This window comes from Pelomonas margarita (assembly GCF_043555875.1).
GTDB classification, from domain to species: domain Bacteria; phylum Pseudomonadota; class Gammaproteobacteria; order Burkholderiales; family Burkholderiaceae_C; genus Pelomonas; species Pelomonas margarita.
The window spans coordinates 156,215-179,634 of record NZ_JBIGHW010000010.1; the positions used below are offsets into that span (position 1 = coordinate 156,215).

At 69.2% G+C, this 23,420-nt stretch carries 19 protein-coding genes; 7 read left to right on the forward strand and 12 right to left on the reverse strand.

The window, feature by feature from the left end; translation table 11 throughout:
* Nucleotides 1-8: 8 nt before the first annotated feature.
* The 3 genes from ACG0Z3_RS17620 to ACG0Z3_RS17630 are packed head-to-tail and all read right to left on the reverse strand — an operon-like array spanning nt 9 to nt 2,301.
* Entirely contained in the window at nt 9-1,544 is a 1,536-nt protein-coding gene (locus ACG0Z3_RS17620) for a tryptophan halogenase family protein (RefSeq protein WP_394399827.1), read from the reverse strand.
* Nucleotides 1,541-2,038, reverse strand: a complete 498-nt coding sequence (locus ACG0Z3_RS17625) for a PIN domain-containing protein (RefSeq protein ID WP_394399830.1) — start codon at nt 2,036-2,038, stop codon at nt 1,541-1,543. Before ACG0Z3_RS17625 ends, ACG0Z3_RS17620 begins: the two co-directional genes overlap by 4 nt.
* Nucleotides 2,038-2,301, reverse strand: coding sequence for a type II toxin-antitoxin system Phd/YefM family antitoxin (locus ACG0Z3_RS17630; protein WP_394399832.1), 264 nt, complete (start codon nt 2,299-2,301; stop codon nt 2,038-2,040). The genes ACG0Z3_RS17625 and ACG0Z3_RS17630 overlap by 1 nt, the downstream gene beginning before the upstream one ends.
* Nucleotides 2,302-2,473: 172 nt before the next feature.
* On the opposite strand from ACG0Z3_RS17630, the gene ACG0Z3_RS17635 reads away from it, so the two are divergent.
* Complete coding sequence (locus tag ACG0Z3_RS17635) at nt 2,474-3,847, forward strand: cation:proton antiporter (RefSeq protein WP_394399834.1); 1,374 nt, start codon at nt 2,474-2,476, stop codon at nt 3,845-3,847.
* A 253-nt stretch (nt 3,848-4,100) separates the two neighbouring features.
* Here ACG0Z3_RS17635 and gap read toward each other — a convergent pair whose 3' ends face one another.
* The 4 genes from gap to tkt all read right to left on the reverse strand — a co-directional run bounded on the left by gap (nt 4,101) and on the right by tkt (nt 8,925).
* Nucleotides 4,101-5,099, reverse strand: a complete 999-nt coding sequence (gap, locus tag ACG0Z3_RS17640; RefSeq protein WP_394399836.1) for a type I glyceraldehyde-3-phosphate dehydrogenase — start codon at nt 5,097-5,099, stop codon at nt 4,101-4,103.
* A 257-nt stretch (nt 5,100-5,356) separates the two neighbouring features.
* Entirely contained in the window at nt 5,357-6,271 is a 915-nt protein-coding gene (locus ACG0Z3_RS17645; protein WP_394399838.1) for a hypothetical protein, read from the reverse strand.
* Nucleotides 6,259-6,726 (reverse strand): hypothetical protein, encoded by a 468-nt coding sequence (locus tag ACG0Z3_RS17650; protein WP_394399840.1) that lies wholly within the window; start codon nt 6,724-6,726, stop codon nt 6,259-6,261. Before ACG0Z3_RS17650 ends, ACG0Z3_RS17645 begins: the two co-directional genes overlap by 13 nt.
* Before the next feature lie 201 nt (nt 6,727-6,927).
* Nucleotides 6,928-8,925 carry a transketolase gene (gene tkt / locus ACG0Z3_RS17655; protein WP_394399842.1) on the reverse strand — a complete coding sequence of 666 codons (1,998 nt, stop codon included), beginning with the start codon at nt 8,923-8,925 and terminating at the stop codon, nt 6,928-6,930.
* A 145-nt stretch (nt 8,926-9,070) separates the two neighbouring features.
* On the opposite strand from tkt, the gene ACG0Z3_RS17660 reads away from it, so the two are divergent.
* Complete coding sequence (locus ACG0Z3_RS17660) at nt 9,071-9,679, forward strand: hemerythrin domain-containing protein (RefSeq protein ID WP_394399844.1); 609 nt, start codon at nt 9,071-9,073, stop codon at nt 9,677-9,679.
* Between the two features lie 24 nt (nt 9,680-9,703).
* On the opposite strand, the gene ACG0Z3_RS17665 is transcribed toward ACG0Z3_RS17660, so the two are convergent.
* The 4 genes from ACG0Z3_RS17665 to ACG0Z3_RS17680 form a co-directional block, all read right to left on the reverse strand.
* Nucleotides 9,704-12,784, reverse strand: coding sequence for a ligand-binding sensor domain-containing diguanylate cyclase (locus tag ACG0Z3_RS17665; protein ID WP_394399846.1), 3,081 nt, complete (start codon nt 12,782-12,784; stop codon nt 9,704-9,706).
* Between the two features lie 94 nt (nt 12,785-12,878).
* The gene (locus ACG0Z3_RS17670) at nt 12,879-13,862 is read right to left on the reverse strand and encodes a potassium channel beta subunit family protein (RefSeq protein WP_394399848.1); all 984 of its coding nucleotides are present in this window, start codon (nt 13,860-13,862) and stop codon (nt 12,879-12,881) included.
* 77 nt (nt 13,863-13,939) lie between these two features.
* On the reverse strand, nt 13,940-14,626 hold the full coding sequence (locus tag ACG0Z3_RS17675; RefSeq protein WP_394399850.1) for a PEP-CTERM sorting domain-containing protein: 687 nt from the start codon (nt 14,624-14,626) through the stop codon (nt 13,940-13,942).
* A 27-nt stretch (nt 14,627-14,653) separates the two neighbouring features.
* The gene (locus ACG0Z3_RS17680; protein ID WP_394399852.1) at nt 14,654-16,867 is read right to left on the reverse strand and encodes a PhoX family protein; all 2,214 of its coding nucleotides are present in this window, start codon (nt 16,865-16,867) and stop codon (nt 14,654-14,656) included.
* Nucleotides 16,868-17,053: 186 nt separating this feature from the next.
* Between ACG0Z3_RS17680 and ACG0Z3_RS17685 the strand changes: the two genes are divergently transcribed.
* The 3 genes from ACG0Z3_RS17685 to ACG0Z3_RS17695 all read left to right on the forward strand — a co-directional run bounded on the left by ACG0Z3_RS17685 (nt 17,054) and on the right by ACG0Z3_RS17695 (nt 20,455).
* Nucleotides 17,054-18,247: an FAD-dependent monooxygenase gene (locus ACG0Z3_RS17685; RefSeq protein ID WP_394399854.1), complete on the forward strand. Its 1,194-nt coding sequence runs from the start codon at nt 17,054-17,056 to the stop codon at nt 18,245-18,247.
* A gap of 61 nt (nt 18,248-18,308) precedes the next feature.
* The gene (locus ACG0Z3_RS17690; protein WP_394399856.1) at nt 18,309-19,118 is read left to right on the forward strand and encodes a hypothetical protein; all 810 of its coding nucleotides are present in this window, start codon (nt 18,309-18,311) and stop codon (nt 19,116-19,118) included.
* 86 nt (nt 19,119-19,204) lie between these two features.
* Nucleotides 19,205-20,455, forward strand: a complete 1,251-nt coding sequence (locus ACG0Z3_RS17695) for a glutamate-5-semialdehyde dehydrogenase (RefSeq protein ID WP_394399858.1) — start codon at nt 19,205-19,207, stop codon at nt 20,453-20,455.
* 89 nt (nt 20,456-20,544) lie between these two features.
* Here ACG0Z3_RS17695 and ACG0Z3_RS17700 read toward each other — a convergent pair whose 3' ends face one another.
* Nucleotides 20,545-22,122 carry a DUF4139 domain-containing protein gene (locus ACG0Z3_RS17700; RefSeq protein ID WP_394399860.1) on the reverse strand — a complete coding sequence of 526 codons (1,578 nt, stop codon included), beginning with the start codon at nt 22,120-22,122 and terminating at the stop codon, nt 20,545-20,547.
* A 47-nt stretch (nt 22,123-22,169) separates the two neighbouring features.
* Between ACG0Z3_RS17700 and queC the strand changes: the two genes are divergently transcribed.
* Entirely contained in the window at nt 22,170-22,874 is a 705-nt protein-coding gene (gene queC / locus ACG0Z3_RS17705; protein ID WP_394399862.1) for a 7-cyano-7-deazaguanine synthase QueC, read from the forward strand.
* Nucleotides 22,871-23,416: a LemA family protein gene (locus ACG0Z3_RS17710; protein WP_394399864.1), complete on the forward strand. Its 546-nt coding sequence runs from the start codon at nt 22,871-22,873 to the stop codon at nt 23,414-23,416. Before queC ends, ACG0Z3_RS17710 begins: the two co-directional genes overlap by 4 nt.
* Nucleotides 23,417-23,420: the final 4 nt, after the last annotated feature.

Below are 23,420 nucleotides of genomic sequence, written 5' to 3' on the forward strand. Positions count from 1 at the left end.
GCCGGCACTCAGCGCGTCGCGTTGATCTGCTGCACGAAATCGCGGTGGCTGGGCAGGTCGGCCACGGCGCGCTCGGCGAAGCGCTGGATCTTGGCGAACAGGCGCTCGGCTTGGGCCTGCTGCGTGAAGTCGGCTCGGCCGGCGCTGAGGTCGGTGATGAAGCCCATGCCGTACAGGATGTACTGGTAGTTGAAGAACGCGAAGGTCTCGGTGTCCAGCGCGAAGTCGAAGCGGCCGGGCGGGCGCAGCCGCCACTGCGCCAGCAGCTCGGCCAGGCGCGGCGGCCAGCTGGCGGGGTCGGCGTTGTCGCGCCAGAAGGGTTCGGTGCGCCGGCTGAGGCAGTAATGCAGCTTCAGGAAGGCGACGATGTTGTCGAAGCGCGCCTGCATCAGCTCGTTGAAGCGGCGCGCCGGCGCGTCGATGGGGCCGCTGTGCGGCAGCATCTCGGCCACCATGCCGACGGCGGCCTCGATGAGCACCAGGCCGGTGGCCTCCAGCGGCTCCAGAAAGCCGGCCGACAGGCCCACGGCCACGCAGTTGCGCACCCACTGCTGCTCGCGGTAGCCGGGCGAGAACGGGATGCTGCGCAGCACGGCGTCCTCATGGCCCGGACCGCAGTAGGTGCGCAGCACGTCGGCCGCGTGCGCATCGCTCATGTAGCGGCTGGCGTACACGCAGCCCACGCCGCGCGCGCCGCTGAGGCCGATGTCCCACAGCCAGCCGGCCTCGTGCGCGGTGGCGATGGTGGCGCTCTCCAGCGGCGCATCACGTGCATCGGGCGCGGGCAGCTTGCAGGCCAGCGCGCGATCGACGAAGAGCTGGTCGCCGACCGACTTGAAGGCGCTGCCCAGCGCAGCACCGATGAGCTCGGCACGCAGGCCCGTGCAGTCCATGAACAGGTCGGCCTCGAAGCGTCCCTCGGCGGTCGCGACATGGGCGATGCCGCCGCGCTCGTCCAGCGCCACCTGCGTGACCGTGCCCTGCACATGCCGCACGCCCAGCTGGCGGGCGCGGCCGGCCAGCAGCCGGGCGAAGCGGATGGCGTCGAAGTGGTAGGCGTAGCTCAGCGGCCCGGCGAAAGGCGCCTCGCCGACGCGCTTGGGCGCGCGCTGGGCCTCGGCCACGCGGTGCTGCAGCGTCAGCGCCTGCGCGAACGGCGGCCGCGTGGCCTCATCCTGCAGCAGCCAGTAGGGCACAAGGTTGAGCTCCTCGGCATAGAACGGCGCCTCGAAAGGGTGGAAGAAGGCATGGCGCTGCCCGGCGTGCGGCGCCTGCGCCCAATCGACGAAGCGGATGCCCTGCTTCAGCGTGGCGCCCGTCTCGCGCATGAACTCGGTCTCGGCGATGCCCAGGAACTGCAGCGTGCTGCGGATGGTGGGGAAGGTGCCCTCGCCCACGCCGACGCTGCCGATGTCGGGGGACTCCAGCAGCGTGATCTCCAACTGCGGCCGCTCCGGCAGCCGCAGCGCCCGCGCAAGGTAGGCCGCCGTGAGCCAGCCGGCGGTGCCCCCGCCCACGATAAGGATGCGTCGCTTCGGTGTCATGCCCGGGTGTAGAGGTTCTTGAGCCATTGGTGGCCGGTTTGCGTGCCCTGGCTCCAGTCTTCGTCATCCTCGCCGGGCGGAGCGACGTAGCCGGACGGGTTGAGCAGTTTCACGCGCCCGGCCCGGAAGGCCGGGATGCGCTGCGTGACGAGGGTGAGCCCATGCTCCAGCGCGGTGGCTGCCAGCAGGCCGTCGCGCGTGTTGGCATAGGGCAGCTGGGCGCGGCGGCGCACGACAGCGGCATCCACCGGCAGCACGCGGCCGGCAAAGGCCGGCATCACGCGGTGGTCGATCCAGTCGCGCACCGCCAGCCCGGCGGCGCGGTCCTTGCGGCCCAGCCGCGCGGCAGCGTTCTCGATCTCCAGCAGCGCCAGCGCGGAGATGAACAGCTGCTGCCGCGGGATGCCGCCGGCCCAGGCCAGCAGGCCGGCGTCTGGCTGCAGCGCGCGCGCCTGGCGCAGGGCCAGCACGATGCCGGTGTCCAGCAGGTACATCAGCGGCCCCCGCCGTCCAGCGGCTCGCGGTGGTCCCAGGCCCCGTCGGCCGACGCGTCGGCCACGTCCAGCACCACCGGCTCGGGCATAGCCAGCAGGTCGAGGATGCTCTCCCCCTCGCCCGTCAGTCGGCGGTACTCGGCGATGCTCAGCAGCACATGCGTGGGCTGGCCACGGTCGGTCACCAGCACCGGCTCCTGCAGCGCGGCGCGCTTGGCCAGGCTGACGTCGCGGTTGAACTCGCGGCTGGTGAGCAGCTTCATGGGGCCGCATCGTAGCGATGTGCCTGCAGTCCCTCAACGCTTATGTAGGTACGTAGGTACGAACAGGCCGATCCCAATGGACAGCGCAAACCGCGCTGGCACAGTCGCCAGCCTCGTTGGCAGCGCTTTCAAACCGGCGCCCGCCACCTGCAAAAATCACAAAGGACACGTCATGGATCTCGGCAACATCGACCTCCCGGCCCTGCTGGCGGACGTCTTCGCCAAGCATGGGCCGGCCGCGCCGGCTGCCGCACAGACCTACTCGCCGACGGACTTCAGCGTGCACTTTTTCCTGCAGCTCGCGCTGATCATCCTGGCCTGCCGCGTGGTGGGCTGGCTGGGCAAGAAGTTCCTGGCCCAGCCGCAGGTGGTGGGTGAGATGATCGCGGGCGTCATCCTCGGCCCGTCGCTGTTCGGCATGCTCGCGCCCGAGACGCAGGCCGCCATCTTCCCCAAGGAGATGAAGAACGTCCTGTACTGCGGCGCGCAGCTGGGCGTGGGCCTGTACATGTTCCTGGTGGGCACGACGCTGCGGCTGGACCACTTCGCCACCAAGGCGCGCAGCGCGGTCGGCGTGTCGGTGTCGGGCATCGCGGCGCCCTTCCTGATCGCCGTGCTGATCACGCCCATGCTGCTGCAGGTGCCGGGGCTGTTCGCCGAGGGCATCTCCACGGTCAACGCCACGCTGTTCATGGGCGCCTGCATCGCGCTGACGGCCTTCCCCATGCTGGCGCGCATCATCAACGAGCGCGGACTGGCCCACACCTCGCTGGGCACGCTGTCGCTGACGGCGGGCGCCTTCGATGACGCGGTGTCGTGGTGCGTGCTGGCGCTGGTGCTGGCGGCCTTCGGTGCCGGGGCGGGCGTTGCCGTGCTGGCCATCGGCGGTGGCGCCCTCTGGGCGACCTTCGTGCTGCTGTTCGGCCGCCGGCTGCTGGCGCCGCTGGGCCGCATGGTGGAACGCGACGGTCACATGAGCCACACGGTGCTGGGCCTCACGCTGATCGCATTCTGCGTCTCCGCCTTCGTGATGGACGCGGTGGGCATCCACGCCATCTTCGGCGGCTTCATTCTCGGCGCCGTCATGCCGCGCGGTCTGTTCGCCACCGAGTTGAAGGCCAAGGTGGAGCCGCTGACGGTGATCCTGCTGCTGCCCATGTTCTTCACCTACTCGGGCCTGAACACACGGCTGGACATGATCAATTCCATGGAGCTGTTGCTGATCGCGCTGGGCGTGCTGGCCGCCTCGGTGCTGGCCAAGTTCGGCGCCTGCTACCTGGCGGCGCGCCTGGCCGGCGAGGACAACCGCACGGCGCTGGGCATCGGCGCGCTGATGAACTCGCGCGGGCTGATGGAGCTCATCATCATCAACATCGGCCTGCAGAAGGGCATCATCGGCCCGGCGCTGTTCTCGATGCTGGTGCTGATGGCGGTGGTGACCACCATGATGGCCAGTCCGGTGTTCGAGCTGGTCTACGGCAAACGAGCCCGCGCGTCCGGCGAGCTGGGCGCACTGCCGGGGACGCCCGTCCGTCAGGCCAGCTGAGCGCCGCGACTGTGAGGCAATACCGTTTGTCGTGGGTTCGCTCGCGAAGTTGATTGTTCTGTCGCTCAGACACGCGGTAAGGTTCAGACCTGTTTCGTTTGTCTCCTCCACCCTCTGCGGTGGATTCAACCCTTCGGGCCGGCCTGCCGACCGAAGGGTTTTTTTCTGGTCACACGCACCCGTGCACCAGCCACGAAAAAGGGGCGCCATCGGCGCCCCTTCTGACAGGTCTGTGAACGGGATCAGGCCGTTATCAAGCAGCCACCACGCGGACCATCTCCAACACCTTGTTCGAGTAGCCCCACTCGTTGTCGTACCAGGACACCAGCTTGACGAACGTGCCATCCAGCGCCAGGCCGGCTTCGGCGTCGAAGATGGAGGTGCGGGCGTCACCGCGGAAGTCGGTCGCGACGACCTTGTCTTCCGTGTAGCCCAGCACGCCCTTCAGCGCGCCCTGGCTCTGAGCCTTGAACTCGGCGCAGATGTCGGCATAGCTGGCTTCGTTGTTCAGCTCGACGGTCAGGTCGACGACCGACACGTCGGAGGTGGGCACGCGGAAGGCCATGCCGGTCAGCTTCTTGTTCAGCTCGGGGATGACCTTGCCGACGGCCTTGGCGGCGCCTGTAGAGCTGGGGATGATGTTCTCCAGGATGCCGCGGCCGCCGCGCCAGTCCTTGTTGCTCGGGCCGTCCACGGTCTTCTGCGTGGCGGTGGCCGCGTGCACGGTGGTCATCAGGCCGCGCTTGATGCCCCACTTGTCGTTCAGCACCTTGGCCAGCGGGGCCAGGCAGTTGGTCGTGCACGACGCGTTGGAGATGATCTTCTCGCCGGCGTACTTGGTGTGGTTCACGCCGAAGACAAACATCGGCGTCTCGTCCTTGGACGGGGCCGAGAAGATGACCTTCTTGGCGCCAGCGGCCAGGTGCTTCTCGCCGCCGGCGGCGTCCAGGAAGATGCCGGTGGACTCGATGACGATGTCGGCGCCGGCCTCGGCCCACTTCAGTTCCGTCGGGTCCTTGATGGCGGTCAGGCGGATGGACTTGCCGTTCACGACCAGCGTGTTGCCCTCGACGGCGACATCACCCTCGAACTTGCCGTGCACGCTGTCGTACTTGAGCATGTAGGCCAGGTAGTCGGGTTCCAGCAGGTCGTTGATCGCGACGACCTCGATGTCCTTGAAGTTCGTGACAGCGGCACGGAACACCATGCGTCCGATGCGGCCGAAGCCGTTGATGCCGATCTTGATGGTCATGGGAGAGTCTCCAGAGAAAGGAAATGGAAATAGGCGCGCGCGGGGCCGCTGATTCTCGGGCATCCCAGGCGGGCGTGGTTTCAGAGCGATTTCAGCCGGTTGGTGTCCAGCGTAGCGGACGCCAGTGCCGCGCGCCTTGGCTTTTCTTCAAGCGGGCCTTGCCCGCTGAACGGGGCGATTCTCTGCCGCGCGGATCGGGCCGAGCCTCGGGCCACGGTCGGGGGCGTCCACTGCGTGTCGAAGCTCTAGAAGCCCAGCTATTTCACCAACAGCAAATCCCACCTTTGCGTTCTCATGTGACTCTCAATCTCCCTCGCTACAGAAAGAACCTTTTTGTTGTCGCCAGCTTCATTGCACGCGTACTGATCTATGCAGTGGCTCCACTTTCTGATTTGAAGAAGATCGGGGTTCGACACAAATCTTTCAAATAGTGCGTTTCCGACGTCAATCGTCTGTTGAGCGTTCAAGCCGTGACGCTTCGCCAGTGCGAGAAATGCCCCCGAATCTAACCAAGCGTCGAACTGCGTTGGATACTGCAGGGGATTGGCAAGAAGTTGCGTGAAGGCTTGAAAGTTCTGCTGTTGATCAATTGGAGAATTCGCAAAGACGTGAGCTGATTTTGTAATCGGTCCCAGCGCAGGTTTTGGAAGTTTTCTTAGCTCATTCAGAAAATTCGAAGCATTTCCTGATGAACAAAATGAAAGAACGCGTGAAATCGCGTCTTCACGCTGCAACAAAATTCTCCCTGCATCCTCAAGAGAAACACCAGTGATCCGAGCTACGTCAGATTTTGTCGGCGTCGGGAGGGCGGCCTCTTTCGCCAAGCAAAGCGTGGCAAGTCGAAACGCGCTTGCCCGATCTTCTGGAACTTTCGCCCGTAATGCCGATGTATAGATCGGCTCCAAAGGCACGGAAAGGCGAACTTCGGTGGCCGCCTCTGCCTCAGTGTCTCCACCGCTTATACCCTTTGGTTTCAGGGCGCTTGCCTGCCCAGAGGATGCGGTCGCCTCCGGAGGCGTACTAATAGCCTTGTACCCAACGGCAACTGAATCCGTCGGCGGCGTTGGCTCTACTCTGTCCCCATCGCGACGATAAAGATGCCAAGCGTACAAGAGCGAAGTCAAAAAAATCGCGGGGATGATTGCGCGCGCAAGTTTTTTCATCCTTTGCAAGAACCCTCTCCTACATAAGCAAGATTGATTTTTGGATTCATAGACGTGCAAGCCGTGGCTGCTAAGGTTTTGTTTAGCATTGGGAACGCGTCTTGCACCACACCAACGCAGTAGTTGGTAGCCCTCGCCATGTAGACGCTTGAGGACTCTCCACTCTTGGGGCATGGAGGATCAATGCCTTCTAGCACCTTTTTCGCGGCCTCAACGTCACTCTGCGCCGCAATGGGAGACGCGCCATCGCCTCCGGCGCTTGCGGGTTCAATTGAAGGAGAACTGCTCCAGCCGCCATCGCCACCACCGCCACCACCGAATCCTCCATACGGATCGTTTGCCCAAGGGTCGTATTCCTGAATGGTCCGCTTGCCATTGACGCACACCGTGCCGGATGGGCAGGATTCTTGCGCATGGGGTGAGGCGGCAGAATACAAAACGAAGAATAAGGACAGCGTGCGCATCGAGCGCGACCACTTTGCCATTCATATTTACTATCTCCCTGTAAAAAAGCGACGGAACTTTATCGTTGGCAACACGCAGAGCTTGCCCCCCCCTTGGCGGCTCAGGAAAACCCTTGGCGTTGCATTGAGTGCATCCCGGGCAACAAAAAGGGCGCTTGCGCGCCCTTTTGTTTGAGGTGCGGCCACTCGGTCGCAGGTACATCACTTCTTCTTCAACACCGCCTTCACCGTCGCCGCCACGTTCTCCGGCGTGAAGCCGAAGTGCTTGAACAGCACGCCAGCCGGCGCCGATTCGCCGAAGGTGTCGATACCGACGACGGCGTCCACGCCGTACTTCCACCAGAAGTCGCTGACGCCCATTTCCACCGCCACGCGCGGCAGGCCCTTGGGCAGCACGGCCTTCTTGTAGTCCTTGTCCTGGCGGTCGAAGACATTGGTCGACGGCATGGACACGACGCGCACCTTGATGCCCTCGTCGGCCAGCAGCTTCTGTGCGGCCATGGCCAGCTGAACTTCGGAGCCCGTCGCGATGATGACGGCCTTGGCCTTGCCTTTTCCTTTCGATCCTGCCGGCTCGCTCAGCACATAGGCACCCTTGGCGATCTCGTCGACGTTGGTCTTGGGCGAGTAGGCCAGGTTCTGGCGCGACAGAGCCAGCAGGCTGGGGCGCTGCGCGTTGCCCAGCGCCATGGTCCAGGCGACGACGGTTTCGGTCGTGTCGGCCGGGCGCCAGACGTCCAGGCCCGGGATCAGGCGCAGGCTGGCGACATGCTCGACGGACTGGTGCGTCGGACCGTCTTCACCGAGGCCGATGGAGTCGTGCGTCATCACGTGGATGACGCGCGTCTTCATCAGCGCGGCCATGCGGATGGCGTTGCGGCTGTAGTCGCTGAAGGTCAGGAAGGTACCGCCGTAGGGGATGAAACCGCCGTGCAGCGCAATGCCGTTCATGATCGCGGCCATGCCGAACTCGCGCACGCCGTAGTTGATGTGGCGGCCGTCGTTGGGCTTACCGGCGGCGTCGAAGCGCAGGTTGGGCGTCGAGCTGGTGTTGGTCAGGTTGGAGCCGGTCAGGTCGGCGCTGCCGCCCAGCATCTCGGGCAGCTTGGCGGTGAAGGCTTCCAGCGCGATCTGGCTGGCCTTGCGGCTGGCCACGGTGGCCGCGTCGGCGTGGGCCTTGACGACGGCATCCACGGCGATCTGCGCGAAGTCGGCCGGCAGCACGCCAGCCATGCGGCGCTGGAACTCGGCGGCCAGCTCGGGGTGGGCTTCGGCATAGGCGTCGAAGCGCACGTCCCACTCGCTCTCGACGCGGTCGCCGGTGGACTTGTGATCCCAGGCGGCGTAAACCTCGGCCGGGATGACGAAGGGCTCGTGCGTCCAGCCCAGCGCCTCGCGGGTCAGCTTGATTTCTTCGGCACCGAGCGGCTCGCCGTGCGCCTTGCTGGTGTTGGCGCGATTGGGCGAGCCCTTGCCGATGTGGGTCTTGGCAATGACCAGCGTGGGCTTGTCGGTGCTCTGCTTGGCCTTACCGATGGCGTCATCGACGGCGTCCACGTCATGGCCGTCCACCGGGCCGATGACGTTCCAGCCGTAGGCCTGGAAGCGCTTGGCGGTGTCGTCGCCGAACCACGGGGCGACCTGGCCGTCGATGGAGATGCCGTTGTCGTCGTAGATGGCGATCAGCTTGTTCAGCTTCCACGAGGCGGCCAGCGCAGCAGCTTCGTGCGAGATGCCTTCCATCAGGCAGCCGTCACCCAGGAAGGCGTAGGTGTGGTGGTCGACGATCTGGTGGCCGTCGCGGTTGAAGTCGCGCGCCAGCAGCTTCTCGGCCAGCGCCAGGCCCACGGCGTTGGTGATGCCCTGCCCCAGCGGGCCGGTCGTCGTCTCGACGCCGGCGGTGATGCTCACCTCGGGGTGGCCGGGCGTCTTGCTGTGCAGCTGGCGGAAGGCCTTCAGCTCCTCGATGGGCAGCTCGTAGCCCGTCAGGTGCAGCAGCGCGTAGATCAGCATGGAGCCGTGGCCGTTGGACAGCACGAAGCGGTCACGGTCGGCCCAGTGCGGGTTGGCCGGGTTGTGCTTGAGGTGGCGGGCCCACAGCGCGACGCCGATCTCGGCCATGCCCATGGGGGCGCCCGGGTGGCCGGAGTTGGCGGCCTGCACGGCGTCCATCGCCAGCGCGCGGATCGCGTGGGCCATGAGGGTGGGGGAGGCGGTCGATGCTGCAGTCATGGCCGGGGCTTTCTTCGGGGGTGAGGCAAAACCCGGGATTCTACGGAGCGATGGTCGGCGGCCTTGATCCAGCGCAAGGCCGGGGCGTCGCCACCGCGCGACGCTTGGCACCATGGCTGTCTCGACCCTGCCGCTGACCGTGCGCGTCATCCGCGCAGAACACGACGCGCTCGCTGCGATGCTGCGCACCGTGCCGCTGCTGCTGCAGGCGCAGCAGCGCGCAGGCGCCGCGCCGGACTTTGGCGCGCTACGGGCCATGCTGTTCTACGTCGACGAATTTCCTGAACGTCTGCATCACAAAAAGGAAAGCGAGCTGCTTTTCCCGCGGCTGCGCGCGCTGGCGCCGACGCTGCGCGCCACGCTGGACGAGCTGGAGGCCGACCACGCCCAGGGCGAGCGCGCCATCCGCGAGCTGCAGCACAGCCTGCTGGCCTGGGAGCAGATGGGTGAATGCCGGCGCGACAAGTTCGCCGAGCAGCTGCGCGTGTACTCGGCGCGCTACCTGCGCCACATGAAGCGCGAGGAGACCGAGCTGCTGCCGCGCGCACTCGACACCTTCACTCCGCAGCACTGGGCCGAGCTGGACGAGGCCTTCGGCAGCCACCAGGACCCGCTAGCCCCGCGCCCCGGCCAGGCGGTGGATGCGGCCTACGCGCCGCTGCGCGAGCGCATCCTGGCGGCGCTGCCGTCACCGTTCGGCTGGGGGCCCGCGCTGGCCTGAGAGGGTGAGAGCCTGCCAGCCGCCTCAGCGGCGCGAGCGCAGCAGCGTCAGCCGTCCCGTCACGGCCCAGGCCTCCAGGCCTCTGCGGGCGTCGGCCTGCAGCGCTGCCTCGTCGTCGGCCTCGGCGTCCACCAGGCCCACCCAGGCGTTGCGGCCGGTGTCCTTGGCTTCGTACAGCGCGGCGTCGGCGAGGTCGATGGCGGCATGCCAGTCCAGTGCGGCGGGCAGGCGCGTGCACAGCGGGAAGGCGCTGAAGCCCACCGAGCAGGTCAGCGACAGGCGCAGGTCGCCCTCCAGCGCGAAGGGCTGGGCCGACACGGCCTGCCGAGCGCGCTCGGCCAGCTCGGCAGCGCGGCTGCGCGGCGTGCCACGGGCAACGATGAGGAACTCCTCGCCGCCCCAGCGCACCAGGTAGTCCGTCGCCCGGAACACCTGCGCCAGCCGACCACGCATCTGTGTCAGCACGGCGTCGCCGGCCATGTGGCCGTGGGCGTCGTTGATGCGCTTGAAGTGGTCGATGTCGACAAGGAAGAACAGCAGATCCTGCTCACTGCCGCCAGGGCTGGGGATGTGGGCGATGGGCTCGTAGTGGCGCTGGGCCAGGGCGGCATCGGCCGGGATCTGGCGGTCCAGGAAGCGGCGGTTGCGCAGGCCGGTCAGCGGGTCGGTGAGGCTGGCCTCCTCCAGCTCCGCGGACTTGGCCGTCAGCGCCGCCGTGGCAGCCTCCAGCGCCTGGGTGCGCTCCTGCACGCGGGCTTCGAGCATGCGCTGGCGGCGCAGCAGCCAGCGGGTGCGCACGCGCACGATGGCGGCCACCGTGGCGAGGACGGCCAGCACGGCCAGCGCGCGGGCCCACAGCGTCTGCCACCAGGCGGCGCGCACATGCACGTCCAGCGTCAGTTCCTTGGCAGCCCAGGCGCCGTCGCGGTTGCTGCCCTGCACATGCAGCCGGTAGTGGCCGGGGGCGAGGTTGGTGTAGGTGGCCGTGCGGCCCAGCGTGCCATCGGCCCAGCCGCCGTCCAGGCCCTGCAGCCGGTAGCGGTAGCGGTTGCGGCCAGGCTGGCTGTAGTCCAGCGCGGCGAAGGAGAAGCTGAAAGCCGTCTCGCCCGGCTCCAGAACCAGCGGCGTGCCGGGCGGCGGCAGCGGCCGCTCGTCGCCGTCCACGCGCAGCTCGGACGCCACCAGCGGCGGCTGGTAGGTCCAGGGTGTGAAGCGGTCGGGGTCGATGACCAGCAGGCCGCGCGCGCCGCCGAACAACATGCGGCCGTCGGCCAGCTTCTCGTAAGCGCGAAACCAGCCGGTGCCCAGGTCGGCGCCGTCGGCCGCGCTGAGCTCGCGGCGCTCGCCGGTGCGCGGGTCATACATGTTGCGCTGCGACCAGATGCGGCCCTGCTTGTCGAACAGCAGGTTGGCGCCGAACGCGCCGCCCACGTCGGACGCCGCCACCGCCTCGAAGCGCGCCTGCGCGCCCTTGTTCTCGGTCATGCGGTGCAGGCCGGTGCCAGTGTCCACCCACAACCGGCCGGCCAGGTCCACGGCCATGCCCAGCACGGTCTGGCCCGTCAGGCCCTTTGTCTCGACCCACTCGGCCACGGGCTCGGCATCGCCCGGCGTGGCGATGCGGAACAGCCCAGCCGCCCCCCCCGCCCACAGGCTGCCGTCGGGCAGACGGGCAAAGGCGTTGACCTCACCTGTGCCGCCCACCAGGCCAGCCGTGGGCACGGGGCGCATCTGCGGCTGCGCGGGCGTCCAGCGCAGCAGGCCGTCCAGCGTGGCGATCCACAGCGCGCCATCGCTGCTGGCGTGGAAGCGCCGCGGCACGGCGTTGCCGCTGCGCAGCGTCTCCTTCCAGCGGCCCTGGTCGTCGAAGCGCAGCAGCTGCGTGTCGATGGCAACCCAGACCGAGCCGTCGCGCGTCTGCCCCAGCGCATTGATGCGTCCTGCCGGCAGGCCCGCGCTGCCCGGCGCGATGTGGCCCAGCGGCTGCAGCGCGCTGTCGCGCCGCTCGATGCCGCCTGCCAGCGTGCCCAGCCAGATCTCACCATTGCTCAGGTGCAGGATGCTGCGCACGTCCAGTACCGCCGCGCTCATGGACTCGCGCACCATGGACAGCCCTGGCAGCGAGGGCACATGGCGCATCAGGCCGCCGCCGTAGCTGCCGGCCCAGATGGTGCCGGAGGGGTCCCGCAGCAGCGCGCGCACGTCGCTGCGCGGGCCGGTAGCGGACAGGCGCTCGATCAGCGCGCCATCGGTCGCACGGCGCCGCGACAGGCCCGAGGCGTCGCCGAACCACAGCTCGTCGGCATCCGCCTGCGCCATGGTCATGATGGGCCAGACGCTGGCGCTGCCGTCCTCCTGGGCACCGGCGCTGAACGGCAGCGGCAGGCCGGCCGGGGACAGCGCGCGCAGCCGGCCCTGGGCCGTGCCCGCGATGATGCGGCCATCCAGCGTCTCGGCCAGCAGCGTGACGAGCTGGTCGGACAGCCCCACGTCCAGCGTCTCGATGGGCCCGTCGGGCGCCTTGCGGGCCAGGCCGCGCCAGGTGCCTATCCACAGCGTGCCCTGCTTGTCGACCAGTAGCGTCTGCACCCGCGGGTCGGGCAGGCCGTCTTCCTTGCCACGGTGGTGGGTGAAGCGGTCGCGCTTGACGTCGAAGCGGTCCAGCCCGCCGCTGCCGCCCACCCACAACGTGCCGTCCTTCTCCAGCGCGAAGCTGCGCACGGTGTTGGCGGCGGGGGCGGTCTCGTCGGCGGAGTTGCCATCGCGCGTCCAGCGCGACCAGCGGCCGGTGGCCAGGTCCAGCCGCACCAGGCCGCTGTTGCCGGCCGCCACCCAGAGCCAGCCACGCGGGTCTGGCAGCATGGCGCGCACGAACTGCTCGGGCAGCAGCTGGCCGTCCGGAGCCGACAGCGCATGGTGCTTGAAGGTGTAGCCGTCGAAGCGCATCAGCCCTTCCGGCGAGCCCGCCCACAGCAGGCCGCGCGCGTCCAGCGCCAGTGCCGAGACGACGTTGTCACGCACCGCGCCCGAGTCGCCGACCGGCTCGAAACGCGGCACCACGGCCGCCGCGCCCTGGGCCAGCCCCAGCACGAACAGTCCCGCCACCCAACGTTTTGTAATCCACGCCCTCATGGCGGCGGATTCTCGGGCCGCAACGGCGCGCACCCTGCCGGGGCTTGCCCTCAGATGACGTGAATCGTCACTGGGCCAGCGGTTTCGTGATGGCGTCGATGCGCCCGACGACGTCGGCCGTCAGCTTCGGCGCGACGGCCAGTGCGCCCAGGTTGTCACGAAGCTGCGCCAACCGACTGGCGCCCAGGATGACGGTGGACACGCGCGGGTTGCGGTTGATCCACGCAATGGCCAGCTGCGCCGTGTTGCAGCCCAGCTCCGCCGCGATGTCAGCCAGCTGGCCCACCGCCGCGTTGCGCGCCGGGTCCTGCAGCTGCTCGCGCATCCAGCCCATGCTCTCCAGCGCGCCACGGCTGCCATCAGGGATGCCGCCGCGGTACTTGCCCGTCAGCAGGCCCGAGGCCAGCGGGCTCCAGGTGGTCAGGCCCAGGCCGATGTCCTCGTACAGCCGCGCGTACTCCTGCTCCACGCGCTTGCGGTGGAACAGGTGGTACTGCGGCTGCTCGACGACCGGCTTGTACAGGTGGTGGCGCTCGGCAATGTCCCAGGCCGCACGGATGTCGGCCGCTGACCACTCACTGGTGCCCCAGTACAACGCCTTGCCCTGGCGGATGAGGTCGCTCATGGCCCACACCGTCTCCTCGATGGGCGTGTGCGGGTCGGGCCGGTGGCAGTAGATCAGGTCGATGTGGTCCAGTTGCAGGCGCTTGAGCGAGCCGTCCACGGCCTGCATCAGGTACTTGCGGTTCAGCGTGTCCTTGCGGTTGGTGGTCGTCACGCCGTCGCGGCTCAAGCCCCAGAAGTACTTGCTGGAGACGATGTAGTCCAGCCGGTTCCAGCCCAGCGCCTTGAAGGCCTGGCCCATGACCACCTCGCTCTCGCCCTGGGCATAGACCTCGGCGTTGTCGAAGAAGTTGATGCCGGCATCAAACGCCGCGGCCAGCATCTCCGTGGCGGCCTTGGTGTCGACCTGGTTGTGGTAAGTGACCCAGGAGCCCAGCGACAGTTCCGAGACCTGGAGGCCGGCGCGGCCGAGACGGCGGTATTGCATGGTGTTGCTGCGACGAATGAGTACGGGGCCGCAGCTTACGCGCGGCCCCGTCGGCATGCAGGCGAAAGGTCGGGCGATCAGCCGCGGCGTGCGCGTCGGCGGGCGGCAGCGCCCACCAGCCCCAAGCCAGCGGCCAGCAACGCGATGCTGGCCGGCTCGGGCACCGGCGCGGCGCTCAGCTGCAGGTTGTCCAGCACCAGGGACTGGCCGGCGCTGACCGTGACGCCGAAGCCGTAGATGTCGGCCTGGGCGCGCGAGAAGCCGAGGAACAGGCCCTCGTTGTAGCTTTCCCAGCTGGTGTCGACCTTGTAGGTGAAGGACTCCAGCACCTGGTTGGCGGCGGTGTAGGCCGTCAGCGTCAGCGTGGCGGTCTTCAGGCCTTCCAGCGGCTGGCTCAGGTTGACGTAGGCACCGACCTGGGCCTGCGCGCCGCCAAAGAAGCTGAACAGCACCGGGCCAGTGGCGGCCAGGAAATGGCCGCTGCCGGTCGGCGTCGTCTCGCCGACGCGGGCGCCCCACAGGCCATTGCCGGCGAGGTCCTGGTTGTCAGCACCCAGCAGCGAGGCGGCGTCAGAGACATACAACGTGTCGCTGTCCAGCCAGACGCGCCGGGACGCACCGACGGCCAGGCCGTCGTAGCTGTCGAAGTCGACGACGCTGGCCGGCGCGAAGCTGGCCGTGGCCGACACGATGCTGGCGGCCTGGGCGGCACCGGCAGCGCTGAGCGCGGCCACCAGGGCCAGGGAGGCGAAAGAGGTCTTCATGATGGATTCCTGGAAAGGTATGAGGGGTCAGCTGCCGATGACGCCGCCGTCGTCCTTGGTGATGACGACGACGCCGGAACGGGGGCGGCCGGCGGCCAGCGGCGTGACGCCGTCGGAGGCCACGCTCCACTGCCCTTGCGGCCAGCTGGAGAACTGCGTCGGATTGGCGGCTGTCGAGCCTTCACCCGGGTGCTGCACACCCACGAACAGGGTCTTGCCGTCCGGTGTCATCGTCACGCCGGTGACCTCGCAGCCATTGGGGCCGGTCAGGAAGCGGCGCATCTCGCCGGTGTTGGGGTCGGCGCAGACCATGCAGTTGGCGCCGATGTTGACCCAATCGCCCGAGCCCGTGCCGGACTGGTCGGTCTGCACCCACAGGCGGCCGAACGGGTCGAACCACAGGCCGTCCGGCGCGCCGAAGTCGGCGCTGCCGGCGGGCACGTCGACGATGTTGCCCTTGTAGTCGTTCGTGGGCTTGGCGGCCTTGGCCGTGGCGGTGTCGCCGTTCTGCACGAAGACGTCCCAGCCGAAGGTCGTAGCACGCACCGTCTGGCCGGCCTCACGCCAGCGGATGATGTGGCCGTAGACGTTGTCGGCACGCGGGTTGGCCGCGTCCACACCCGGGCGCGCACCGCCGGCAGCCGTGCTGCCGTCGAGGCTGTTGCCGGAGGCGGGCGTGGTGCCGCGCCGGTCGTTGTTGGTCAACGTGCAGTAGATCTCCACCTCGGAGAAGCCGTTGATGCGCGGGCGGGCTCCCGTCCACTCGGGGCGGTCCATCATCGTGGCGCCCACAGCGTCGGCGGCCATGCGGGTCTTGATCAGGATCTTGGCCAGCACCTCGGCATCGCTGGCGCCCATGAAGTTCGGGTTGTCGCGCAGCGCGACACCGTCCTTGCCGACGGTGCCCGGCACCAGCGCCAGCCATTCGCCCACCAGGTTGCCGTCAAAGCGCGCCACGTACAGCGTGCCGCTGTCCAGCAGGTTGCGGTTGGCCGCCTTGTTCGTCGGGTTGAACTTGCCTGCGCAGACGAACTTGTAGATGTACTCGTTCTTCTCGTCGTCGCCCATGTAGAGCGCGACATCGCCGTTCTTGTCGACGACGTACTGCGCGCTCTCGTGCTTGAAGCGGCCCAGCGCTGTGCGCTTGACGGGCACCGACTTGGGGTCGAACGGGTCGATCTCGACCACCCAGCCGAACAGGTGCGGCTCGTTGGGGTTGGTCGTCACGTCCCAGCGCGCGTCGGTGGTGTGCCAGCGGTAGCCGAAGCCGCCGGCGCTGACGCCGTAACGGCGGTTGAGCTTGCCGATCTCGGTCGTGGCCGAGGTGTCGACGGCGCCGGTGCCGCCGAAGTTGCCGTTCCAGTTCTCTTCGCAGGCCAGGTAGGTGCCCCAGGGCGTGATGCCGTTGGCGCAGTTGTTGACCGTGCCGAAGCAGGTCGTGCCGTCGGTCATGTTGCCGGTGGCGATGCTGGCGGTGTCGGTGATGACGAACTCGCGCGTGCGCATCAGCGCATGGCCTGCGGCCGGGCCGGCGATGCGCATGGGCGTGTTGGAGGTGATGCGGCGACCGTACAGCGAGGTCTTCGCGACGCGCCACTTGCCGCCCACGCGGCGGGCTTCCAGCACGGACACGCCATGCGCGGCCTGCGACTTGCGCGTCTTGGCCAGCGTGTAGCCAGCGCCGACCTGGCCGTCGGTGAACAGGATGTCCTCGTGCGTGTACTCGTTGTTGGCCACCAGCAGGCCACGCTCGGACGAGGGCTTGCCGTCGGTGCCGTTGAACGGGAAGAAGTGCATGCCGTCGGTGTGCATGCCGTACTGCCGGGCCTGGTCGGCCGCGCTCTCGCTGGCCGTGCCGCTGAAGGGCTGACCGCCGGGCATGATGGCGTCGCCCCAGGCGACGAACAGGTTGGCCGTGTAGCCGGTGGGCACGGTCACGCGGTCGACGACGGCGCCGGCCGAGCCGCCGTGCACGGCCACGTTACGGGCGCGCGTCTCGGCCGGGATGCTCTCGAAGCCGATGCCGGGGAAGCCAGGGCCGGCCGCCACGGGGGCCGCCTGCACGGTATTCACCAGCCCGCCCAGGCTCAGGCCACCGGCCGCCGCCAGCGCGGCGGAGCCGACCGAACCTTGGACGAAGCGGCGGCGGGCACTGTCCACCTGATCGATGACGTCACGGATGCTGGCATTGCCGGACGGGTTCAACGACTGATCGTTGGACGGATGGGACTTGCCTTTCATGGGAACTCCTGAGGGGTTGAGCGGGCAATGCGCCGGGTGCGGCGGCAGGCTGGGGCACTGTGCGCGCCGCCCGTTGTGGCCTCATGTCCTGCCCCCCTGCTGTTCGGACTACGCCGCGCCACCGCAGCGCGGGCGCCTGGCGGGAGCCGGGTATCGTTGCGGCCTCTGTTCCACCACACCTGCTCCATGAAGCTCGCCGTCATCGGCGCCGGCCCGGCCGGCCTGGCGCTCGCGCTGCTGGCCGCCGACAAACTGCCGGCGGCCGAGATCCACCTGTTCGACACCCGCGCGCTGGCCCACGACGTCAGCGGCGATGCGCGCACGCTGGCGCTCAACCTGGGCAGCGTGCGGCTGCTGCAGCGCCTGCAGGCCTGGCAGCCTGAGGCGGCCCAGGCCATCCAGCGCGTGCACGTCAGCCAGGCGCCACCGGCCCCGGTGGCCGGCGAGGTGTGGCTGCGCGCGGCCGACCTGGGCGTGCCGCAGTTGGGCGCCGTGCTGCCCTATGGCGCGCTGGTGGCGCCGCTGCAGCAGCGCTGGCTGGCGCTGGCTGCCGCCGCGCCACAGCGGCTGTTCACGCGCTTCGGCACCGCGGTGCACGCCATCCGCACGCCGCCCGACGGCGTCGAGCTGGACAGCGGCGAGGGCCCGCTCGTGGAGCGCTTCGACCTCGCCGTCGTCGCCGAGGGCGGCGTTTTCGCCGAGCAGGCCCGCAAGCGGATCCGCAGCGACTACCACCAGAACGCCTGGGTCGGCACCGTGCGGCTGGCGTCGCCCGGCCTGCAGGGCCTGGCGGTGGAGCGCTTCACGCGCAACGGCCCGCTGGCGCTGCTGCCGCTGCCCGACGACGCCCAGGGCCCGCGCGCGGCGCTGGTGTGGTGCCTGCCGCAAGCCGAGGACGACATCGCCACGCTGACCGATGCGCAGCGCCTGACCGTCATCCAGCAGCAGCTGCCGGCCGCCGCCGGCCGACTCACCGGCATTTCAGCGCTGAAATGCTTTCCGCTGGGCCTGAACGCCGAGACCCGCCTGCTGCACGGCCGCGCGCTGCGCATCGGCAACGCCGCCCAGACGCTGCACCCGGTGGCCGGCCAGGGCCTGAACCTGGGCCTGCGTGACGCGCAGGCCCTGGTGGACGCGCTGCGGGAATGGACGGAGGTGGCGGCAGCCACCGGCGCCGACCTGGACGCCACGCTGGCCCGCGTGGACTGGCAGCGTGCGCCCGACCGCTGGCCCATGATCGCCGCGACCGACTTCCTGGCCCGCAGCTTCGCCTGGCGCCTGCCCGGGCTGCCCGCGCTACGCGGCCTGGCGCTGGCCGGGCTGGAGCTGGCCCGCCCGGTCAAGACGGCGCTGGCGCGGCGCATGATGTTCGGCGGCTGAGCATGACGGCCGGCCCGGTCAATGCCGTCGCCGGAGCCACCGGGCCCGCCCCGGAACGCGCATGACCGGGGTGGACCGCCGCTGCTGCCTGGGGGCCCTGTGCGGCCTGGCCGCCACGGCCATGGCGGCGCCGCCAGCGCCGCTGCGCTACATCGCCCCGGCCGCGGGCGACCGCTTCGGCAGCTATGTGTTGTCGCTGCTGGCACGGGCCCGGCCCGAGCACCTGCCTTGCCATGCGCTGCCCCAAATGCCCATCACGCAGCGCCGGCTGGAGCTGGAGGTCAGCCGGCCCGGCGGCCTGGTGGACCTGATGTGGGGCATGTCCAGCGCCCAGCGCCGGCAGGAGCTGCGGCGGTTGGAGCCACGGCTGGACGAGGGCCTGATCGGCTGCCGCCTGCTGGTGGTGCGCCGGCAGGACCTGCCGCGCTGGCCCGCCGCCCTGGCCACGGCCGCACTGCAGGCGCGTCGCGCCGGCCAGGGCCTGCACTGGCCCGATGTGGACATCCTGCGCGACAACGGCTTCACCGTCAGCACCGCCGGCAGCACCGCTGCGCTGTACGAGATGCTGGCGCTCGGGCACATCGACTACTTCCCGCGCTCGGTGCTGGAGGTGCTGGAGGAACTGGCGACGCTGGACAACCCGGCGCTGGCCATCGTGCCCGGCCTGATGCTGAGCTACCCCGCCGGCAACCACATCTTTGCCGGCCGCCACCCCAACCCGCAGGTCGACGCGCTGCAGGCCCTGCTGCAGCAGCTGGCCGCCGGCGGCGAAATGCGCAGGCTGTTCGCCAAGGCTTTCGACCCCGTGCTCACGCCGCTGGCCCTGAAGACGCGACGCAGCATCCCGCTGCGCAACCCGCTGGACGCCTAAACGCCCAGGCCCGCAGGAGCCCCGGCTGTCCGAGCCGCGAAGGCTGTGAGGCGGCACGGCCGGGCGCGGCCCGCGACAATCCGGCCATGTCTCTCCCCGCCTACATGGACGACCTCGGCCGCGCTGCCCGCGCTGCCGCCACGCAGATGGCCGCCGCCTCCACGGCCGCCAAGAACACCGCGCTGCTGGCGCTGGCCCGCCGCCTGCGCGAGGCCGGCCCGGTGCTGGCCAACGCCAACGCGCGCGACCTGGCCGGCGCCGCCGAGCTCAGCGGCCCGCTGCGCGACCGCCTCAAGCTCGACGCCAAGACGCTGGCCACGGTGGCCGAAGGCTGCGAGCAGATCGCCGCCATGCCCGACCCGGTCGGCGAGATCACCGGCGTGAAGCGCCGCCCCACCGGCATCAGCGTGGGCCAGATGCGCGTGCCGCTGGGCGTGTTCGGCATGATCTACGAGAGCCGCCCCAACGTGACCATCGAGGCCGCATCGCTGGCCATCAAGAGCGGCAACGCCTGCATCCTGCGCGGCGGCTCAGAGGCCATCCACTCCAACCTCGCGCTGGCCGAGATCGTGGCCGCGTCACTGCAGGAAGCCGGCCTGCCGGCCGCCGCCGTGCAACTCGTCAACACGACGGACCGCGCCGCCGTGGGTCTGTTGATCAGCCAGCCGCAGTGGGTGGACGTCATCATCCCGCGCGGCGGCAAGGGGCTGATCGAGCGCATCTCGGCCGAAGCCAAGGTGCCCGTCATCAAGCACCTGGACGGCAACTGCCACAGCTACGTGGACGAGTTCGTCGACTTGAACCTGGCCGTCAAGGTGGTGGACAACGCCAAGACGCAGAAGTACAGCCCCTGCAACGCCACCGAGTCGCTGCTGGTGCATGCGGCCCAGGCGCCGGCCTTCTTGCCACGCATCGCGACCGTGTTCAAGACCAAGGGCGTGGAGATGCGCGGCTGCCTGCGCACGCTAGCCCTGGTGCCCGGCGCCATCGCAGCTGTTGAGGAAGACTGGTCCACCGAATACTTGGCGCCCATCATCAGCATCAAGGTGGTCGATTCACTCGACGAGGCGATTGCGCACATCAACCGCCACGGCTCTCATCACACGGATGCGATCCTGACGACGAATCACCCCAACGCGATGCGCTTCCTGCGCGAGGTGGATTCGGCGAGCGTCATGGTTAATGCCAGCACGCGGTTTGCTGATGGCTTCGAATACGGCCTGGGCGCTGAGATCGGCATCTCCACCGACAAGTTCCACGCCCGCGGGCCGGTGGGGCTGGAGGGGCTCACGTCAATGAAGTGGGTGGTGCTGGGGCAGGGTGAGGTGCGGAGCTGAGGCTGCGGGTACTCGCGTGAGGCCTATGCCGGGATTTCGCCCCGGCGCGATGCCACGAACCACCAGGCGCGCCTCCTCGACCTCCTGTCTCAGCGCAACCCGGTCACCCGCGCCTCCTTCGGCGCACTGATCAGGTACTCCGCCGTGAACCGCTGGCTCACGCCCGCCGCCAGCGATTGCTCCCACAGCACCAGCCCCGGCTGCAGGCGCCAGGACTCCTTGGCCGGCGCCGGGCTGAACTGGGCCTGCACCTTGATGTCCTCGTGCTGCGACACCGGTGCCGCCTCCACCAGCTGCAGCGTCACCGCGTTGGCGTGGCGGTTCTCGACCGCATAGCCGCGCGTGTAGCGGTGCTCGGCGCGCGCGCCGATGAAGCCGGTGTTGCCGGCATGCTTCTGCTCGGGCTCCACCTGCACGCGCAGGCCATCGTCACGGCCGAAGGGCAGTTCCAGCCGCTCCTCGCCAACGGCCACGTTGAGCTGGCTGTTGCCCACCAGCGCGCCGTCACGCAGCAGCTGCAGCGAACCGCGCGGCCAGCTGCCGGCTGGGAGGGCAACATCAGCCACCAGGTAGGCCGCAGCCTCGGCCTGCGGCTGCACGCGGGCGATCAGCCGGGCCTGCCATTTCTCGCTGCCTAGCGTCAGGCTGGCGCGCTGCGTGCCGCTGGCGATGTTGACGCGCAGCGGCAGCGTGAACTCGGCAGCATGACTGCCCTGGAACACCGACACGTCGAAACGCTCCAGCTCGGCGCTGCGTGAACCGGCCACGGTGACGGTCTCCTTGAACGCCGGCGGCGGCGCGGCCGCGGGTGCTGGTGCGGCCATCGCGCGGGCCTCAGGCAGCGGCCGGGGCTGGTAGATGTCCAGCGACCACGGCCGCGGCAAGCCCACGCCGACGCGGGCCGCGGCCTGCGCAGTGGACAGGCGTAGCTTCACGTCCTGCCAGTCCTCGCCGCTTTGCTGCGAGACCTGGGCCAGCCGCTCCACCGTCACGCCACCGGCCGCGGTGTCCAGCAACGCACGGTAGTTGGGCGCCCAGCCGGCCTGGGCGACGCGGTAGCTGAGCTTCAGCTCGGCATCGCGCGCGGTAGACAGGCGCACGCGCAGGCTGCGCCATTGCGGGTTGGCACTGGCCAGCCGCTCGCGCTCACCCGCCAGCGGCGCCAGCTGCTTGTCCAGCTCCTCTTGCTGACGGCGCAACTGGGCCTGGCGGGCCAGCGCGTCCTGCGCGGCCTTGCGGATGCTGTCGGCCGTGCCGGCGATGCCGGAGGCCGGCGTACCACGCGCATCACCTGCGCCCAGCGCCTTCAGGTAGCCCAGGCCGGTGTCCAGCGCGCCCAGCTCGGCGGCGATGGCGTCGCGGCGGGCTTCGAGCTTACGGATGTCCTCGTCCAGCGGCCCCTTGCCGCAGTCCGGCACGCGCTCGCGCGGCAGGGTCTCGATCTGCACCGGCCCGAGATGGACGCCGGCCGGCGCCGTGATCTGCAGCGAGTCGGGGTCGAAGCGGGCCGTCAGGCAGTGCAGCACCAGCTCCTTCGCTCCGGCCGCCACCGGGGCCAGCCGCGTGACCTGGGCACCGCCGGGGTAGACCAGCACCTCATCGATGCGGGATTGCGCCTGGGCGCCGAGGGTCAGGCTGACGAGGAGCAGGAAGGGCAAAGTTCGCATGCGGGTAAGCCAGGGGGTGCAGGTGCGGCAACGGTAGCATTCCGCCCATGCAAGACACCCGCAAAGCCCTCGTGCTTTTTTCCGGCGGCCAGGACTCCACCACCTGCTTGGCCTGGGCGCTGGACCGCTATGCCGAGGTCGAGACGCTGGCCTTCGACTACGGCCAGCGCCACCGCATCGAGCTGGACTGCCGCAACACCGTGCGCGCCGAGATCGCCCGCCAGTTCCCGCAGTGGGCCGGCAAGCTCGGTGCCGATCACCTGCTGGACCTGTCGCTGCTGGGCCAGATCAGCGACACCGCCCTCACCAGCGAGCGCGCCATCGAGCTGCAGGCCAATGGCCTGCCCAACACCTTCGTCCCCGGCCGCAACCTGCTGTTCCTGACCTTCGCAGCCACGCTGGCCTACCGGCGCGGCGCGAGCGTGCTGGTGGGCGGCATGTGCGAGACCGACTTCTCAGGCTACCCCGACTGCCGCGACAACACGATGAAGGCGCTGCAGGTGGCGCTCAGCCTGGGCCTGGACGCGCCCATGACGCTGGAGACGCCGCTGATGTTCATCGACAAGGCCGCCACCTGGCGCCTGGCCAAGTCCTTAGGCGGCGAGGCGCTGGTGAAGCTCATCGTCGAAGACACCCACACCTGCTACCTCGGCGAGCGCGGCGCGTTGCACGACTGGGGCCATGGCTGTGGCCATTGCCCTGCGTGTGCATTGAGGGCGAAGGGCTTCGAGCGGTACAAGGCCGGCACATGACCGCCTGGCAATGGGTGGGCGTAGCGGCCGCGGCGCTGCTGTTCTTCTGGGGCGTGGGCGCCTACAACCGGCTGATGGCACTGCGCAACGCCATCGGCGACGCCTTCACGCAGTTGGACGCGCACCTGAAGGAGCGCGGCGAGGTCTGCGACCGGCTGCTGGCCACCGTGGGCCCGCGCCTGCCCAGCGAGCAGGCCACGTTCGACGCGCTGGCCAGCGCGCAGGCCGAGTCCCAGGCAGCCGCACAGGCCGCGCGCGGCAAGCCGTGGGCGCCCGACCCCGCCGGCAGCCTGGCCGTGGCCGGCGCACTGCATGCGGCGGCGCTCACCCGGCTGCTGTCGTTGTTGGATCACCAGCCCGAACTGCGCAGCGAGACCGAGATCGACGCGCTGGTCAGCGAGCTCAAGCTCATCGAACGGCAGCGCGCCTTCACGCGCCAGGTCTTCAACCAGGCGGTGGCGCAGTACAACGAGGCGCTGAACCAGTTCCCGACGCGGGTGCTGGCCAACCTCTACGGCTTCAAGGAAGCGCGCTCGCTGTGAGCGG

Coding starts and splice junctions, on each gene's coding strand:
- ACG0Z3_RS17620 (WP_394399827.1), bottom strand. CDS start 1,544: ATGACACCGAAGCGACGCATCCTTATCGTGGGCGGGGGCACCGCCGGC.
- ACG0Z3_RS17625 (WP_394399830.1), bottom strand. CDS start 2,038: ATGTACCTGCTGGACACCGGCATCGTGCTGGCCCTGCGCCAGGCGCGC.
- ACG0Z3_RS17630 (WP_394399832.1), bottom strand. CDS start 2,301: ATGAAGCTGCTCACCAGCCGCGAGTTCAACCGCGACGTCAGCCTGGCC.
- ACG0Z3_RS17635 (WP_394399834.1), top strand. CDS start 2,474: ATGGATCTCGGCAACATCGACCTCCCGGCCCTGCTGGCGGACGTCTTC.
- gap (WP_394399836.1), bottom strand. CDS start 5,099: ATGACCATCAAGATCGGCATCAACGGCTTCGGCCGCATCGGACGCATG.
- ACG0Z3_RS17650 (WP_394399840.1), bottom strand. CDS start 6,726: ATGCGCACGCTGTCCTTATTCTTCGTTTTGTATTCTGCCGCCTCACCC.
- tkt (WP_394399842.1), bottom strand. CDS start 8,925: ATGGCCCACGCGATCCGCGCGCTGGCGATGGACGCCGTGCAGGCCGCC.
- ACG0Z3_RS17660 (WP_394399844.1), top strand. CDS start 9,071: ATGGCTGTCTCGACCCTGCCGCTGACCGTGCGCGTCATCCGCGCAGAA.
- ACG0Z3_RS17670 (WP_394399848.1), bottom strand. CDS start 13,862: ATGCAATACCGCCGTCTCGGCCGCGCCGGCCTCCAGGTCTCGGAACTG.
- ACG0Z3_RS17675 (WP_394399850.1), bottom strand. CDS start 14,626: ATGAAGACCTCTTTCGCCTCCCTGGCCCTGGTGGCCGCGCTCAGCGCT.
- ACG0Z3_RS17680 (WP_394399852.1), bottom strand. CDS start 16,867: ATGAAAGGCAAGTCCCATCCGTCCAACGATCAGTCGTTGAACCCGTCC.
- ACG0Z3_RS17685 (WP_394399854.1), top strand. CDS start 17,054: ATGAAGCTCGCCGTCATCGGCGCCGGCCCGGCCGGCCTGGCGCTCGCG.
- ACG0Z3_RS17690 (WP_394399856.1), top strand. CDS start 18,309: ATGACCGGGGTGGACCGCCGCTGCTGCCTGGGGGCCCTGTGCGGCCTG.
- ACG0Z3_RS17695 (WP_394399858.1), top strand. CDS start 19,205: ATGTCTCTCCCCGCCTACATGGACGACCTCGGCCGCGCTGCCCGCGCT.
- ACG0Z3_RS17700 (WP_394399860.1), bottom strand. CDS start 22,122: ATGCGAACTTTGCCCTTCCTGCTCCTCGTCAGCCTGACCCTCGGCGCC.
- queC (WP_394399862.1), top strand. CDS start 22,170: ATGCAAGACACCCGCAAAGCCCTCGTGCTTTTTTCCGGCGGCCAGGAC.
- ACG0Z3_RS17710 (WP_394399864.1), top strand. CDS start 22,871: ATGACCGCCTGGCAATGGGTGGGCGTAGCGGCCGCGGCGCTGCTGTTC.